The organism is Gordonia sihwensis, from assembly GCF_029632925.1.
In the GTDB taxonomy this organism is placed as follows: domain Bacteria; phylum Actinomycetota; class Actinomycetes; order Mycobacteriales; family Mycobacteriaceae; genus Gordonia; species Gordonia sihwensis.
Window position 1 is genome coordinate 3153396 of record NZ_CP121248.1, and the last position, 16613, is coordinate 3170008.

Annotated in this window: 1 protein-coding gene (only partly in view); it reads right to left on the minus strand. The window is 70.5% G+C overall.

Annotated features, from left to right (window positions below):
- Positions 1 to 16442: the 5' portion of a non-ribosomal peptide synthase/polyketide synthase gene (locus P5P27_RS15135; RefSeq protein ID WP_278124798.1), read on the minus strand. 26842 nt of this gene lie to the left of the window's left edge; 16442 of the gene's 43284 nt are visible here — the first part of the coding sequence; its start codon is at positions 16440 to 16442; its stop codon lies beyond the left edge, outside the window.
- Between the last annotated feature and the right edge of the window lie 171 nt (positions 16443 to 16613).

The window sequence follows — 16613 nt, forward strand, 5'->3', positions numbered from 1 at the left end:
ATCACGGTGGTCTCGGTGGGCCCGTACGCGTTGCGCAGCCTCCCGCCCCAGCGGGCGACCAGTTCCGGCGGACACACGTCGCCGCCCACCACCACGCGGGTCACCAGGTCGAGTTCGCTCGCGTCGACCGTCTGCACCGCGTTCGGCGCGCCGACGAAGGACGTGATCCGCTGATCGCGGATGAAGCCCGCCAGTTCGGCACCGCCGTAGAGGTCGGTCGGGGCGATGACCATCGTCGCACCCGCGCAGAAGGTCGCGAGGATCTCGCCGACGGCGGCGTCGAAGCTGATCGCCGCGAACTGCAGCATCCGCGCGCCCGGATAGGTCTCGTAGTACCCGACGACGTCGTCGGCCAGCGTCGACAGCCCGCGGTGCGGCACCGCGACGCCCTTGGGCAGACCGGTGGTGCCGGACGTGTAGATCACGTAGGCGAGGTCGTCGACGGTCAGCGGCGCACGCCGGTCCGCATCGGTGAGCGGTGCGCCCGAGCGGCCCGCCAGATCCTCCGCCAGCGCTGCGTCGTCGAGAAGGGTCCAGCCGTCGACCGGCCGCGCCTGCGACGGCAGGGTGTCGGCGGTGGCCGAATGCGTCAGACCGATCACCGAGCCGGAGTCGGAGACCATGTGCGTGATGCGGTCGGCGGGCAGCTTCGGATCGATCGGCAGGTAGGCCGCTCCGGCGGCCGCCACGGCCCAGATCGAGACCATCGCGTCGATCGATCGGGTCATGGCGAGGGCGACCACCGTGTCGGGGCCGGCACCGTGGTCGATCAGCCGTCGCGCCAGCCGGTTGGAGCGCTCGGCGAGCTCGGCGTAGGTCAGGCTCTGCCCGTCGAACTCGACAGCGACGCGGTCGGCGTGCCGCCCGGCGGTGGCGCCGAACAGATCGGCGAGGGTCCGCGGCTCCGCCGCGTCCCCGCCGCGCCGGTCCACGAGGTCGGCGCGCTCGGCGTCGCCGAGGAGAGGAAGATCGCCGACGGCGGTCTCGGGAGCCTCGACCGCTGCCCGCAGGATGCGGACCAGGCGGTCGCCGAACGACTCGACGGTCGGCTCGTCGAAGAGATCGGCGGCGTAGGTGAAGACGGCTTCGGCGCCGACCTCGGTGTTCTCGCGCACCGTGAGCTGGAGATCGATGTTGGCCGTGTCGGTCGAGACGTCGACGGCCTCGACGTCCAGCCCCGCCATCTCGAAGCTCGTCGGGGCCTCGGACTGCAGTGCGAGCGCCACCTGGAACAGCGGCGAATGCGCGGTGGAGCGCGTGACGTCGAGAACCTCGACCAGCTGCTCGAACGGGACCTCGGCGTGCTCGAAGGCCGCGAGGTCCGCGGCGCGGACCTGAGCCACGAGCGCATCGAAGCTCTCGTCCGGACGCACCCGGGTGCGCAGCACGAGCGTGTTGACGAACATGCCGATCAGGTCGTCGAGCGCACGCGTGCCACGACCGCCGACGGGGGTGCCGACAGCGATGTCCGCGGTACCCGTCAACCCGGCCAAGACGGTCGCATAGGCGGCGTGCAGGACCATGAACGGCGTGACGCCCCGGGCGCGGGCGTACGCGCCGATCGCGGAGTAGAGCTCGGCGCCGATCGGGGTGCGATGGATGGCGCCGCGCATCGACTGCACCTGCGGGCGTTCGTGATCGGTGGGCAGTTCGAGGCGGTCGGGCAGCCCGGCGAGGGTCTCGCGCCAGTAATCGATCTGGGCGGCGGCCACTGACGAGGAGTCCGCGGGATCGCCGAGCACGTCGCGCTGCCAGATCGCGTAATCGGCGTACTGCACTTCCAGCGGCGCCCAGGCCGGCTGCTCGCCGGCCGCCCGCGCGCCGTAGGCCACCATCACGTCCTGCACCAGCGGCGCCATCGACAGACCGTCGCCGGAGATGTGGTGAAGCACCAGGACGAGCACGTGCTCGCCGCGCGGGTCACCGTCGGTGACCCGGAGCAGCCGAACCCGCAGCGGCACCTCGGCGGTGACGTCGAATCCGGTCATGACGGCCTTCGCGACCGCCTGCTGCACGCCGTCCCGGGTGACCTCGATCGGGCGCAGGTCGGGCACCGCGTCGCCGACCGGCAGGATCTGCTGGTACGGACCGCTGTCGGAGTCGGGGAACCGGGTCCGCAGCGACTCGTGCCGGTCGAGGAGGTCGCGGACTGCGGCCTGCAGAGCGGGCTCATCGAGCGGACCGGTCATCCGGACCGGCAGGGGGAGGTTGTAGGCCGGCGAGGCCGGATCGAACCGGTTGAGGAACCACATCCGCTGCTGTGCCAGCGACAGCGGTGCGGTGTCGCCGCGGTCGGCCCGGGTCAGTGCGGGCCGCGAAGCGCCCCCGCTCTGCTCCACGCGGGCGGCCAGTTGGGCGACCGTCGGCGCGTCGAACAGGTCGCGTACCCCGAGGTCGACGCCGAGTGCGTCGCTGACCTGCGAGATCACTCGGGTCGCGATCAGAGAGTTGCCGCCGGCGTCGAAGAAGCTCTCCTCGACGCTGATCCGCGGCAGACCGAGGACGCCGGCGAAAACGCCCGCGATGATCTCCTCGACCGGGTCGCGCGGAGACACGTACTCGGCGGCGAGCAGGTCGAAGGACGGCTCGGGCAGCGCCTTCCGGTCCAGCTTGTCGCTGCTGTTCCGGGGGAACTCGTCCATCACCACCACGGCCGCCGGGACCATGTACGAGGGCAGCGATCCCGCCGCATGCGCCGCGACCGACTCGCCGGTCACGTCCGCGGGCGCCACCACGTAGCCGACCAGCTGGTCGCCGGTGTGCGGGTCGTGGCGCACCAGCACCACCGCCTGCGTGACGCCGGGCGCGGACAGCAGGGCCGCCTCGATCTCGCCGAGCTCGATGCGGTTTCCGCGCACCTTGACCTGGAAGTCGGTGCGGCCGATGTACTCGAGGACCCCCGCGTCGTCGGCGTCCGGGGTGGCGCGGTGCCGGACCAGGTCGCCGGTGCGGTACATCCGCTCGCCCGGGGCGCCGAACGGATCGGCGACGAACCGGTCCGCCGACAGGTCGGGACGACCGTGATAGCCGCGCGCCAGCTGGACGCCCGACAGGTACAGCTCTCCCGCGACGCCCGGAGGCACCGGCTGCAGGCGCGAGTCGAGCACGTACAGGCGGGTGTTCCACATCGGGACGCCGATCGGGACCACGCCCTGGTCGGCTTCGGTGTGACGCCAGTAGGTGACGGCCAGCGACGCCTCCGCGGGTCCGTACAGGTTGTCCAGCGGCGCGGCGGAGAGTTCGCGGAAGGCCTCGGCGGTCTCGATCGGCAGCGCCTCGCCGATCGCGATCACGGCGCGGACGGTGTCGGGGATCCGCGCGGACGAGCTCGACACGAACATCGCCAGCATCGACGGGACGTACTGGACCACGGTGACGTTCTGCTCGCGCATCAGCGTCGACAGGTACTCGGGGTCCCGGTGGCCGTCCGGACGGGCGATGACGAGGCGGGCACCGGTCTGCAGGGTCCAGAAGAACTCCCACACGGAGACGTCGAAGGTCATCGGGGTCTTGAGCATCACCGCGTCGTCGGCGGTCAGCTGGTATTCGCCCTGCATCCAGCACAGCTGATTGACCAGACCGGCATGCGGCACCGCGATGCCCTTGGGACGGCCGGTGGAGCCGGAGGTGTAGATCAGGTTCGCCGGATTCTGCGGGCGCAGCGGCGAACGGCGGTCCGCGTCGGTCACCGGGGTGCCCGCGACGCCGGACAGGTCGAGGACGTCGATCTCGAGCGTCGGCACGTCCGCGGGGACCGCTCCGGAGTCGGCGGTCGTGGTCACGACCGTCACCGGGCAGGCGCTCTCCAGAACGTATCCGTTGCGCTCCGCGGGGTGGTCCGGATCGAGCGGCACGTAGGCGCCGCCGGCCTTGAGGATGCCGTACATGCCGACGAGCAGATCGATCGAACGGCGGATCGACAGGCCGACCAACGACTCCGGACCGACACCCATCGAGATGAGATGCCGTGCCAGACGGTTGGCTCGCGCGTCGAACTCCGCGTACGTGATCTGCTCGCCCTCGTATACGAGGGCGGTGGCTTCGGGCGATCGCGCCACCTGCGCGTCGAAGAGGGACACGAGCGTGTCGCTGTCCGCATCGATGGATTCGATCCGGTGATCGGTGGCGTTCCAGGTCTCCAGGACCCGGGTCCGCTCCTGGTCGCCGATGATCGGGATGTCGCCGACCACCACCGCGGGATCGGCCGCCACCTGTGTCAGCACCGACGTGAATCGGTCGCCGAAACGCTCCGCCGTCGACCTGTCGAACAGATCCTCGGCGTAGGTGAGCACCACGTCGATCTCCCCCGGCGCGCCTTCGGCGTCGGTCCGGTCGGTCACGGTGAGTTGCAGGTCGAACCGCGACAGACCGGTCTCGAACTCGGCGGGGGAGACGGTGAGCCCGGGAAGCTCCAGCTCGGCGCGCGCGATGTTCTGGAACCACAGTGAGACCTGGAACAGCGGGTGGTACGCCGCGGACCGGGTCGGGTTGAGCGCGTCCACGAGACGCTCGAACGGGATCTCGGTGTTGGTGAAGGCACCCAGGTCTCGCTCGCGCACCTGCGCCAGCAGATCGGTGAAGGCCGCGTTCTCGTCGATCTCCGTGCGCAGCACCAGGGTGCCGACGAACATGCCGACCACATCGTCGAGCGCGGCTTCACCGCGGCCGGCGATCGGCGTGCCGATCGCGATGTCGTCACTGCCCGAGAGTCGTCCGAGCAGCGCCGACAGTGCCGCATGGACCACCATGAAGAGCGTCGTGTCGGTGGAGCGAGCCACCTCGAGCAGCGCCGCATGCAGTTCGGGGCTCAAGGTGAAGGCGACGTCTCCGCCTCGGAACGACTGCTGTGCCGGCCGCGGCCGATCGGTCGGCAGCTCCAGCACGTCGGGAAGATCGGCGAGTTCGGCGCGCCAGTAGGCCAGCTGCTGCGCGGCCAGCGATGCCGGATCGTTCTCGTCGCCGAGCAGTTCCCGCTGCCAGACGGCGAAGTCGCTGTACTGCACGGGCAGCGGCGACCACTCCGGCGGCTGTCCGGCGGTCCGTGCGACGTACGCGATCATCAGATCGCGGGCCAGCGGAGCCGACGACCACCCGTCGAAGGCGATGTGGTGCAGGACGAAGACCAAGACGTGTTCGTCGGGGCCCACGGCCAACAGGTGCACGCGGACCGGCGGTGCGGCGGTGACGTCGAAGGGTGCCGTCGCGAGCGCGACGACTTCCGCTTCGAGGTCGGCCTCCGCGACCGCCACCTCGACGAGGTCGGCGGTCGCCGCCACATCTCGCACCGGCAGCACCACCTGTCGGGGTCCGTCGGCGGAATCGGGGTACACGGTGCGCAGGGCCTCGTGACGCTCGCAGACGTCGAGCATCGCCGCGCGCATCGCGGACACGTCCAGCGCACCGGTCAACCGGATGGCGAAGGGCATGTTGTAGGCCGCGGAATCCCGATCGAATCGGTTCAGGAACCACATGCGCTGCTGAGCCAGCGACAACGGTGCCGGTTCGGTGCGCTCGCGCGCCACCAGCTTGGGCCGTACCGCACCCGTCCGCTGCTCGGCCACCACGGCGAGTTCGGCGACGGTCGGGGCCTCGAAGATCTCGCGGACTCCGACGTCGGTGCCCAACGCGTCGTTGAGTCGCGCGATCACCCGGGTGGCGACGAGCGAGTTGCCGCCCACGGCGAAGAAGTCGTCGGTCGCACCCACGCGCTCGACGCCGATCGTCTCCGCGAAGATCGTCGCGATGATCTCCTCGACCGGGTTGCGCGGAGGGACGTACACCCCGGCGCTGAGCACCAGCTCCGGTGCCGGGAGCGCACGGCGGTCGATCTTGCCGCTGGCACCGACGGGCAGTTCGTCGAGCACGATGAACAGCGACGGCACCATGTAGCCGGGCACCCGAGCGCACACATGAGACTTCAGATCTTCCTGAGTCACCCGCTCGGTACCGGGAGCGGCCGAGACGTATGCGACGAGCGCATCGCCGGTGTGCTCCCCGTGGTGCAGGGTCACCACCGCCTGATCGACTCCGGGATGGGCGGCCAGCGCCGCCTCGATCTCGCCCGGCTCGATGCGCAGGCCGCGCAGCTTCACCTGGTCGTCGGTGCGGCCGAGGAACTCGAGTTCGCCGTCCGCGGTCCACCGGACCAGGTCGCCGGTGCGGTACATCCGCTCGCCCGCCGCGTCGTACGGTGCGGCGACGAATCGCTCGGCCGTCAGGTCGGGACGGCCCGCGTAGCCCCGAGCCAGCTGCGCGCCCGCGAGGTACAGTTCGCCGGGCGTGCCGACCGGGACCGGACGCAGCCGGGTGTCGAGCACGTGCACGCGCACGCCCTCGACGGGCGAACCGATGGGCACCGAACCGGCTCCGGCACCGGCCGCGCGGCGCGTCACCTGCATCGCCGACTCGGTGGGGCCGTACAGGTTGTGCACCTCGGTGCGCAGGCGTTCCATGACGTCTTCTGCGACCGATGCCGGCAGCACCTCGCCGCCGGAGAACAGCAGCCGCAACGAGGTCACTGCGCGCTCGGCGAAGGTCTCGACCACCAGCGGCAGCATCGACGGCACGAACTGCACCACGGTCACCGAGTGCTCGGCCGCCAACTGCGCCTGCTGAGCCGGGTCCCGATGACCGTCGGGCCCCGCCAGCACCAGTCGTGCGCCCGCCTGAAGCGGCCAGAAGAACTCCCACACGGACGCGTCGAACGTCATCGGTGTCTTCTGCAGCACCACATCGGTTGCGGTGAGACGGTATTCGCGCTGCATCGAGTCGAGCTGATTGGCAGCCGCCGCATGTGGCACGGTGACGCCCTTCGGCAGCCCGGTGGAACCCGAGGTGAACAGCGTGTACGCCGCCGACTCGGGACGCAGCACACCGCCGCGCTCGGCGTCGGTGAGCGGCCCGTCCGGGTGTGCGCCCAGGTCGAGTCCGTCGATCTGCAGCAGCTCGCGATCGACGGGCAGCGCGGCCGAGTCGGCGGACGTGGTCAGAATCAGCCGCGGATCGGCGGTGTCGATCACATGCGCGTTGCGCTCGGCTGGGTGGGCCGGGTCGAGCGGGACGTAGGCGCCGCCCGCCGCCAGGATCGCGTACATGCCGACCACCAGGTGACGGGACCGGCGCATCGCCAGACCGACCTGGTCGCCCGGTCGCACGCCCGACGCGAGGAGTTCCCGCGCGAGGCGGTGCACCTGTGCCGCGAACTCCGCGTAGGTCAGGACCTCATCGCCCGTCACCAGGGCGACGGCGTCCGGAGTCCGGGCGGCCTGCTCCTCGAACCGCTCGACGAGCGTCGCGCGCGCAGGTGCCTGCGGTCCAGCGGTCCACGATTCGAGCAACTCGTGCTCGCGAGGCCGCAACAGGTCCACGTCGCCGACCGGCCGGTCCGGTGCCGCGATCAGCGCGTCGAGGGCGCGGACGAATCGCTCCGCGTACCCGGCGGCGGTGTCCTCGTCGAAGAGATCGGTCGCGTAGACGAACGTCACGTCGTAGCCGGCGGCGCGCTCGGTCACGGTGACCTCGAGGTCGAACTTGGAGACGGTGGTCTCGATGCCCTCGGCCTCCACGGTCAAGCCCGGAAGGTCCACTGTCGGGGTCTCGAAGTTCTCCAGGGCGAACTGCACCTGGTACAGCGGGGCGTGCGCGGTGGATCGGGCCGGGTTGAGGATCTCCACGAGCCGTTCGAACGGCACGTCGGCGTGCTCGAAGGCCTCCAGATCGGTGTGCTTGACCTTCGCTAGCAGGTCGCTGAACGAATCGGCGCCGTCGACTCGTGTCCGCAGGACGAGGGTGTTGACGAACATGCCGACGACGTCGTCGAGCAGCCGCTCACCGCGGCCCGCGACCGGGGTGCCGACGCTGATGTCGCTCTCCCCCGACACGCGTGCGAGCAGGACGGCCAGCGCGGCGTGCAGGGTCATGAACGGAGTGGCGCCGTGACGCCGTGCGGCGTCTTCGACTCGGGCGCGCAGGGCCCCGTCGATCCGGACGCGGGTGCGCCCGCCCGATCCCGAGGCCACCTCGGGCCGCGGTCGGTCGGCCGGAAGTTCCAGGAGTTCGGGGACACCGGCGAGTTCCTCGCGCCAGAATCCGATCTGGGCGGCCGCGACCGAGTGCGGATCGGACTCGTCGCCGAGCATCGCGCGCTGCCAGATCGCGAAGTCCGCGTACTGGACCTCCAGCGGGGCCCAGCCGGGTGAACTCGACCGGGTCCGGGCGGTGTACGCCATGACCAGATCGCGCGCCAGCGGCGCCATCGAGAAACCGTCGGCGATGATGTGGTGCATCACCAGAGCGAGGACGTGAACGTCGTCGCTGATCCGGAACAACGCCGTGCGGATCGGGACCTGAGCGGTCACGTCGAAGCCAGTCGCACCGAGTTCCAGTGCGCGCGAGGCGAGTTCGTCCTCCGAGACCGCGATCGGATCGAGCCGGAAGGCGACCTGCGAGGCGTCGAGCACCTGTTGGTAGGCGCCGGAGTCGGAATCCGGGAACACCGTCCGCAACGACTCGTGGCGCTCGATCACGTCGCGCACCGCGGCACGCAGCGCGTCGACGTCGAGTTCTCCGGTCAGACGGATGGCGAGCGGAACGTTGTAGTTCCCCGAGGCCGGGTCGTAGCGGTTGAGGAACCACATGCGCTGCTGCGCGAGCGACAGCGGAATGTGCGCGGGCCGCTCCATCGCCGTGAGCGCGAGCCTGCCCGCCCCGGCGGCCGACCGTTCGGCGCGTAGGGCGAGTGCGGCCACCGTCGGTGCCTCGAACAGATCGCGGACGCCGATGTCGGTGCCGAGTTCGGCGTTCACCCGGGCGATGACCCGCGTGGCGATCAGCGAGTTGCCGCCGAGGTCGAAGAACTCATCGGTGGCGCCGACGCGGTCGAGGCCGAGCACGTCGGCGAAGGCCGCCGCCACGATCTCCTCGGGCGGCGTCACCGGAGCCACGTACTCGGACACCGCGAACTCGAACTCCGGCTTCGGGAGCGCACGCCGGTCCAGTTTGCCCACCGGAGTCAGCGGCACCTCGTCGAGGACCACGATCGCCGACGGCACCATGTATCCGGTGAGGGAACGGGCCGCATGGTCGATCAGCTCGGCGGTGTCCACGTCGCGGCCGCCCACCGGCCGCACGTACGCCACCAGCTGTGTCTGTCCGCGTTCGTCGTCCACCCCGAGGGTCGCGACGAAGTCGACGTCCGGATGAGTGGCGAGGACCGCGTCGATCTCCCCGAGCTCGATGCGCAGGCCGCGCACCTTGACCTGGAAGTCCGAACGGCCGATGTACTCCAGTTCGAGGTCGGCGTTCGGCCGCACCAGATCGCCGGTGCGGTACATCCGGTCGCCGGGAGCACCGACCGGGTTCGCCACGAAACGAGCGGCGGTCAGTGCCGCCTGCGCGTGGTAACCGCGAGCCAGACCGGCGCCGGTCACGTACAGTTCGCCGACCGCTCCCACCGGCACCGGACGCAGATCCTCGTCGAGCACCAGCAGGCCGGTGCCGCGGATCGGTCCGCCGATGGTCACCGGGCGTCCCGCGACCAGCGCGTCGGTGCCGGCGGCCACGACGGTGGTCTCGGTGGGACCGTAGGCGTTGAACACCTGGCGGCCGGGAGCCCAGCGGGCGACGAGGTCGTCGGAGACGGCTTCGCCTCCGAGCACCAGGATCTCGGGACGCTCGCCCAACCGCTCGGGGTCCATGGTGGCCAGCGCCGACGGTGTGAGGAAGACGTGGCTCAGTGATTCGCGTGTGATCAGGTCGCTCAGTTCGGTGCCGCCGAAGACGGTCGGCGGTGAGACGACCAGGAGCGCGCCGGTACCGAAGGCCATCACGAACTCCAGGACGGAGGCGTCGAAGCTCGGTGAGGCGACGTGCAGCACCCGCGAATCGGGCGTGACGCGGTAGCGCTCGCGCTGTTCGAGCGCGAAGCTCTCCAGACCGTGCCTCGGCACGATGACGCCCTTGGGCAGACCCGTGGTGCCCGAGGTGTAGATCATGTACGCGGCCTGGTCCGGGCGGCATGCCCCGCCGCGCTCGGCGGGGGTGACCGGTTCGGCCGATCGGCCCACCAGTTCCACCCGCAGCACGGAGTCGTCGAGCACGAGCCAGTCGGTGCTCTCATCGGGAAGATCGGCGGCGTGTGCGGCGACGGTGATGCCGACACTCGCACCGGAGTCGGTCAGCATGTGCTCGATGCGGTCGGCCGGATAGCTCGGGTCCACCGGCACGAAGGCCGCTCCGGACTCGAGCACCGCCCACATCGCGACCACCGAGTCGAGCGAACGGGGCAGCGCGAGGGCGACGAAGCTCTCCGGGCCGACGCCGCGGTCGAGCAGTGCCCGTGCCAGTCGCGCCGCGCGGCCGGACAGTTCCCGGTAGGTCAGTTCTTCGCCGTCGAACCGCACCGCGGGGCGGTCGGCGTGTTCGTTGCGGACCGTGTCGAAGAGGTCGAACCCGGTGTCCGAGACGGACGCCGGCATCCGGGTCATCGGTGCCAGGGCCGCGCGTTCCCCCTCGTCGAGGACGTCGATGGACGCGACCGGTCGGTCGAGGTCCGCGGCGACGGTCGCCAGCACCCGGACCAGCCTCGTCAGCAGTCGGTCGGCGGCCTCGGCGCTGAACGCCGTCGGCAGGAACTTCAGTTTGAACCGCAGTCGCGGGTCCTGCAGCGCCACCAGTGTCAACGGGTAGTGGGTGGCATCGTTGACTTCGACGTCCACCACTCTCATGCCCGCGACCGCGTCGACGTCGGCGAGCACCGAGCGGTCGATCGGGTAGGACTCGAACACGGTCAACGTGTCGAAGAGGGGGCCGAGACCCGCCGCCCGCTGGATATCGGTGAGTCCGGTGTAGTGGTGGTCGAGCAGGTCGGCCTGCTCGACCTGCACCCGGCGCAGGAGATCGCGGATCGATTCGGTGCGGTCGAGCCGAACCCGGACCGGAACGGTGTTGATGAAGAGACCGACGGTGGATTCCACGCCCGGCAGCTGCGGCGGCCGGCCGGAGACCGTGGCGCCGAACACGACGTCCGAGCGACTGGTCAGGCGGGCCAGGAGCACACCCCACGCGGCCTGCACCACGGTGTTCACCGTGACACCGAGCGTCCGGGCGGCGGCGGCGAGCGCCGCCTCGACATCCTCGTCGAGGTCCAGAAGAAGTTCCTCGGGCGTCGGCATCGCGAGCTCGCTCGACTGCGGGGCGAGGACGGTCGGCTCGTCGAGGCCGGCGAGGGCCCGCGACCACGCGTCCAGCGAGGCCTGCGGGTCCTGGCCCGACAGCCAGTCGAGATAGGCGCGGTAACTCGGCGCGGCGGCCATGCCCGAGCCGTTGCCGTTGGCGCCGTACAGCGCCAGAAGGTCGGTCAGCACCAGAGGCAGCGACCAGCCGTCCAGCAGGAGGTGGTGATTGGTCAGCGCCAGACGGTACGCGCCGTCCGAGAAGCGGATCAGCCGCATCCGGATCAGCGGCGGCCGGTCGAGACGGAAGCGAGTCTCCCGATCCGACGTGACCAGATCGCGCGCCGTCCGCTGCGCCTCCTGCTCGTCGAGGTCTGACAGATCCGTCGACTCGAAGGGCAGCCGCGCGTCGTCGACGATGATCTGAGCGGGGACGCCGGTGTCGTCGTAGACGAAGGCGGCACGCAGGCTGGGATGCCGGTCGACGAGCGCCTGGCCCGCCGCGCGCATGCGTTCGGCGTCGACCTCGCCGCTCAGGTCGAGCACGATCTGCGCGGTGTAGACGTCCACGAAGTGCTCGGCGAGGCCGGCGTGGAACAGCAGACCCTCCTGCAGCGGTGAGAGCGACCAGATGTCGGACAGCGACTCGAAGTCGCGCTCCCACGCATCGATCTGTTCCTGCGAGAGGTTCACCAGGGGAAGGTCCGCGGGCGTGAAGCCGCCCGTGGTCTGCGACTGCGACAGCGATGCCATCGCGTCGAGGGCGCGCGCCCACAGATCGGCGAGTTCGACCACCTCGGTCTCGCTGAGCAGCTCCGAGGCGTAGCTGAAGGTCGCAGTGAGTGCGACGCCGTCTCCGTCTTCGGCGGCGATCGCATCGATCGTCAGCGCGGCCGAGAGCGGCATGTCCTCGTGACGCTGGGCACCCGCGCCGAGCATCTCGCCGTCGGGCAGCCAGCCCACGGCGCGCAGTTCGGCGGGAATCTCACCTGACGACAGCCGGCCCAGATAGTTGAACGCGATCTCGGGGCGGTGCCATTGCATCATCTCGGCGCGCGAATCGGGATTCAGGTGCCGCAGCAGGCCGTAGCCGACGCCCTCACCCGGAATCCGCCGCAGCTGTTCCTTGATCGTCTTGAGCAGCGCCGCCGTACTCGGCCCGCCCTCGAACGCGGCGTCCAGATCCACGTCGCCGACGTCGAGCCGAGCCGGGTACACGCTGGTGAACCAGCCGACGGTCCGTGCCAGATCGGCACCGGGCACCGCCGACTCCTCACGGCCGTGGCCCTCGAGATCGACGAGCATGCTGCGTCGCCCGTCCGCGCCGCGCCATGCGGCGACCGCCAGCGCCAGCGCCGCGAGCAGACCGTCGTTGACGCCCGCACGGTACTGCCGCGGAATCACCGCGAGCACGGCTCTCGTGGTCTCCGGGCTGAGCCGGACCTCGAGCCGCCGTTCAGTGGCGGCCACATCGACCCGCGGATCGAGCGGGCGCCGGCCCACCGGCTGGTCGCCGTCCGCGACGATCCGCCGCCAGTGCTCGAGCTCGGCCTCACGGTCGGCGCGGCGGGCGGCCTCGGCGAGTCCGTGCGCCCATCGGCGCATCGAGGTTCCGACAGGCGGAAGGGACGGGGTCGCGCCGGCGGAGACGCTCACCCACGCGAGTGCGAAGTCGGGGACCAGCGTGCGCCACGACACACCGTCGACGGCGAGGTGGTGCACGACGGCGACCAGTCGGTCTCCGTCGGTCTCGCCCGATCCCGTGAGTCGGACGAACTGCGCCATGACACCGGTGTCCGGACTCAGGCGGCGCGCCGACTCGGCCGCGACTCGGCCGATCTGCTCCGCGAGCTCGGCCGATCCGGCGCGTCCCCGGGCGGGAACGTTCGAGATCAGCGATGTCGCGTCCACGCTGCCCGCCGGTCGCGTGACGATGACGGGTTCGGGGCCGTCCGCGCGCAGCACCGCGCGCAGCATGTCGTGATGATCCACGACGGCGGCGATGGTGGCGGCGACGCCCTCATCGCTCGCGCCCGCCGGGAGGACGAGGGTCAGCGCCTGTGCGAACGCCTCGTAGCGTCCGAGTTCGAGCATCTGGTGCATCACCGGGGTCAGCGGCATCGGCCCGACGCCCTCGCCCGGAAGTTCGGTCAGCTCCGCCTCTGCCGAGTCGGCGGTCCGCGCCACCTGGGCCAGACCGGCCACCGTCTGCTGTTCGAAGACCTCGCGCGCGGTGAAGACGATGCCGAGGTTCTTGGCCCGCGACACCAACTGCAGGGAGATGATGCTGTCGCCGCCGAGCTCGAAGAAGCTCGCGTCGGCGCTGACACGGTCGAGACCGAGGACGTCGGCGAAGACCTCGGCGATCCGCTTCTCCAGCTCGGTCGACGGCTCGCGGTACTCCGCCGTGCTCGCGCTGAAGTCGGGATCGGGCAGGGCGGCGCGATCGAGCTTGCCGTTCACCGTGAGCGGCACCTCGTCGAGCACGACCACCGCGGCGGGCACCATGTATTCGGGCAGCACCTGTCCGGCGGCGATCCGCAGACCCGACGGGTCCAGATCCACGCCGTCCTCGGCCAGCACGTAGGTGACCAGCTGTGGCTGACCGGCTGAACCGGTACGGACCTGCGTAGTGGCGAAGTCGACGCCCGGGCAGTTCTCCATCACGGCGTCGATCTCGCCGAGTTCGATGCGGAAGCCGCGAATCTTGACCTGGAAGTCCGAGCGCCCGATGTAGTCGAGCTCGCCGTCGTCGGTCCACCGGACCACGTCGCCGGTGGCGTACATGCGGCTGCCGGGTGGGCCGTACGGATCGGCGACGAAGCGCGAGGAGGTCAGCGACGGGCGGGCGTGGTAGCCGCGCGCAGTACCGGGATTGGCGATGTACAGATCGCCCGCGACACCGACCGGCGCCGGCCGCAGGCGGTGGTCGAGCACCAGCGCTCGAACCCCGCTCATCGGCGCGCCGATCGTGATCGGCGTCCCGGCGGCCAGTGGCTCGGTGATCGTGACGATCACCGTGGTCTCGGTGGGACCGTAGGCGTTGCGCAACCGGCCGTCCCACCGCGCCGCGAGTTCGGCGGGCAGCACGTCGCCGCCGGTCACCACCCGGCGCATCGAGTCCAGGCCGGTCGGGTCGAGCGTCTGCGCGGCGGGCGGGGTCGAGACCAGCGTGGTCACGCGTGCGGCCGCGAGCAGTCCCGCGAGTTCGTCGCCGCCGGTCACGGTCGGCGGTACGACGATGAGAGCTCCGCCATGAGCCCACGCGGCGAGCATCTCACCGAATGCCGCATCGAAGCTCGGGGAGGCGAACTGGGCAACCCGGGCGTCGGATGAGACCGAGTACACCACTCGCAGGTCCTCGGCGAGCGTCGACAACCCGCGGTTGGGCACCACGACGCCCTTCGGCAGTCCGGTGGAACCGGACGTGTAGATGACGTAAGCGGGGTTGTCGGGCCGGACCGGGGCGAGCCGTTCGGCGTCGGTGATCGGCGCGGCCGACTCCGCGTCGGCGAGGGTGGTCGCCTCCAGCGAGTCGAGCGCGAGCCAATCGACGCCGTCCGGGAGGGCGGCGCGGTTCGCGATGGTCGTCAGACCGTGCTCCGCGCCGGAGTCGGTCACCATGTGGGCGATGCGGTCGGACGGATAGCCCGGATCGATCGGCAGGTAGGCGCCTCCGGCCTTCGCGATCGACCAGATCGCCAGCACCGATTCGAGCGAGCGCGGGACCGCCAGCGCCACCAGGCTCTCCGGTCCCACCCCTCGCCGGATCAGGACACGTGCCAGGCGGTTCGAGCGTTCGTCGAGTTCCCGGTAGGTCCAGACGGTGCCTCCGAACTCGACGGCCACCCGGTCGGGGTACACCGCGGCCGAAGCGGCCAGGATGTCGCCGAAACCGCGTGGCTCCGCGGCGGTGCCGCCCTCGCGCGAGAGCAGCCATTCGCGCTCGCCGGCGCCGAGGACCTCGAGGTCGCCGATCGCGGTGTCGGCTCCGGCGGCCACGAAACGCTTGAGGAAGTCCACGAAGCGGGCGTGGTGACGCTCGTTCTCGGCCTCGGTGTATCGGGCCGGGTTCGCGATGAAGTCGATGTGGGTGCTGCCGGTACCCGTCTCGTACAGGTTGAGCATCAGGTCGTCGACCGGACCGGACGAGAGGACGTGCAGTCGTGATTCGATGGCGCCCAGGCGCAGGTCGCCCAGACCCATCATGATGTTGACGACCGGGCCGAAATAGGCGCGGTCCGCGCCGAGCGAACCGGCGTCGCGACGGATGTCCTCCGTGCGGTAGCGCTGGTGGCGGAGCGCGCCCACCAGCTGGACCTGCACCGATTCGACGAGGGCGTCGACAGTGGCGTCCGCGGGCACGGCGATCCGGAGCGGCACCACATTCGAGACCATGCCGCCCGCCCGGCGCATCAGCGCGGTGGTGCGCGCCGAGACGGGAAGCGACAGCAGGACGTCGTCGGTTCCGGTCAGCCGGCCGAAGTACGCCGCGAACGCGGCGATGGTGACCGGTGCGAAGGAGGCTCCGTCGGTCGTCATCGCCTCGGCCAGATCGCGCGGCAGTGCAGTGCTCGCGACGGTGCTCAGCGCCTGCGGCGCGGCGTGACGCGAAGCGAACGACTCGGGTTCGGGCATGTCGTCGACGACCTGCGCCCAGTACTCGCGGTCGGATTCGAATCGGCGCGACGACCGGTAGGCGTCCTCGACCTCGTACAGCTCGCGCAGGTGGTCCGCCGGATCGGACGGCAGCGGCGCGCCGTCGAGCGCCTGCGTGTACAGCTCCGCCACGCGGGTCATCAACGTGATGGCACCCACGCCGTCGAGCGCCACGTGGTGCACTCGCGCATACCAGTAGTGGTGGTCGGGGCCGATCGTGATGACCGCACAGCAGAAGAGCGGACCGGTCTCGAGATCGATCGGCGCCGTGTACTCGGCGCGCATCCACTCGTGCGCCGCGGCCTCCGGATCGGGGCGTTCAGAGAGATCGACGCGGACCAGCGACTGCTCGATGTCGCGGTCGACGAGCTGGTACGGGCGGCCGTCGACGTCGATGATCCGCAGGTAGCCGGATCCGATCTCCTTGCCGGTGGCGATCAGGCATTCTTCGAGCAGGTCGAGATCGAGCTGACCGCGCAGCTCCACGTACTGCGCCATGTTGATCGGCACTTCGGGATGCAGCTGCTGCGACAGCCACAGCCCGAACTGCGCTGCGGAGAGTGGGAACGCTCCGGCGGGCACACCCCGCTGCCCGGGCGCCGACTCCCCCATGCCGGCCGCAGCATCATCCTGACCCGCACGAACAGTTGTTCGTGTGTCGTCAGTCTCATGAGCATCGCCCGTCACTAGCGCATCACCTCGTAAATATTCGTACCCAAAGTGGTCAATTCTAAGCCCGCCTACGGCGTAGACGGAAACCGCCTGGATTCCACCCCCGGGCCG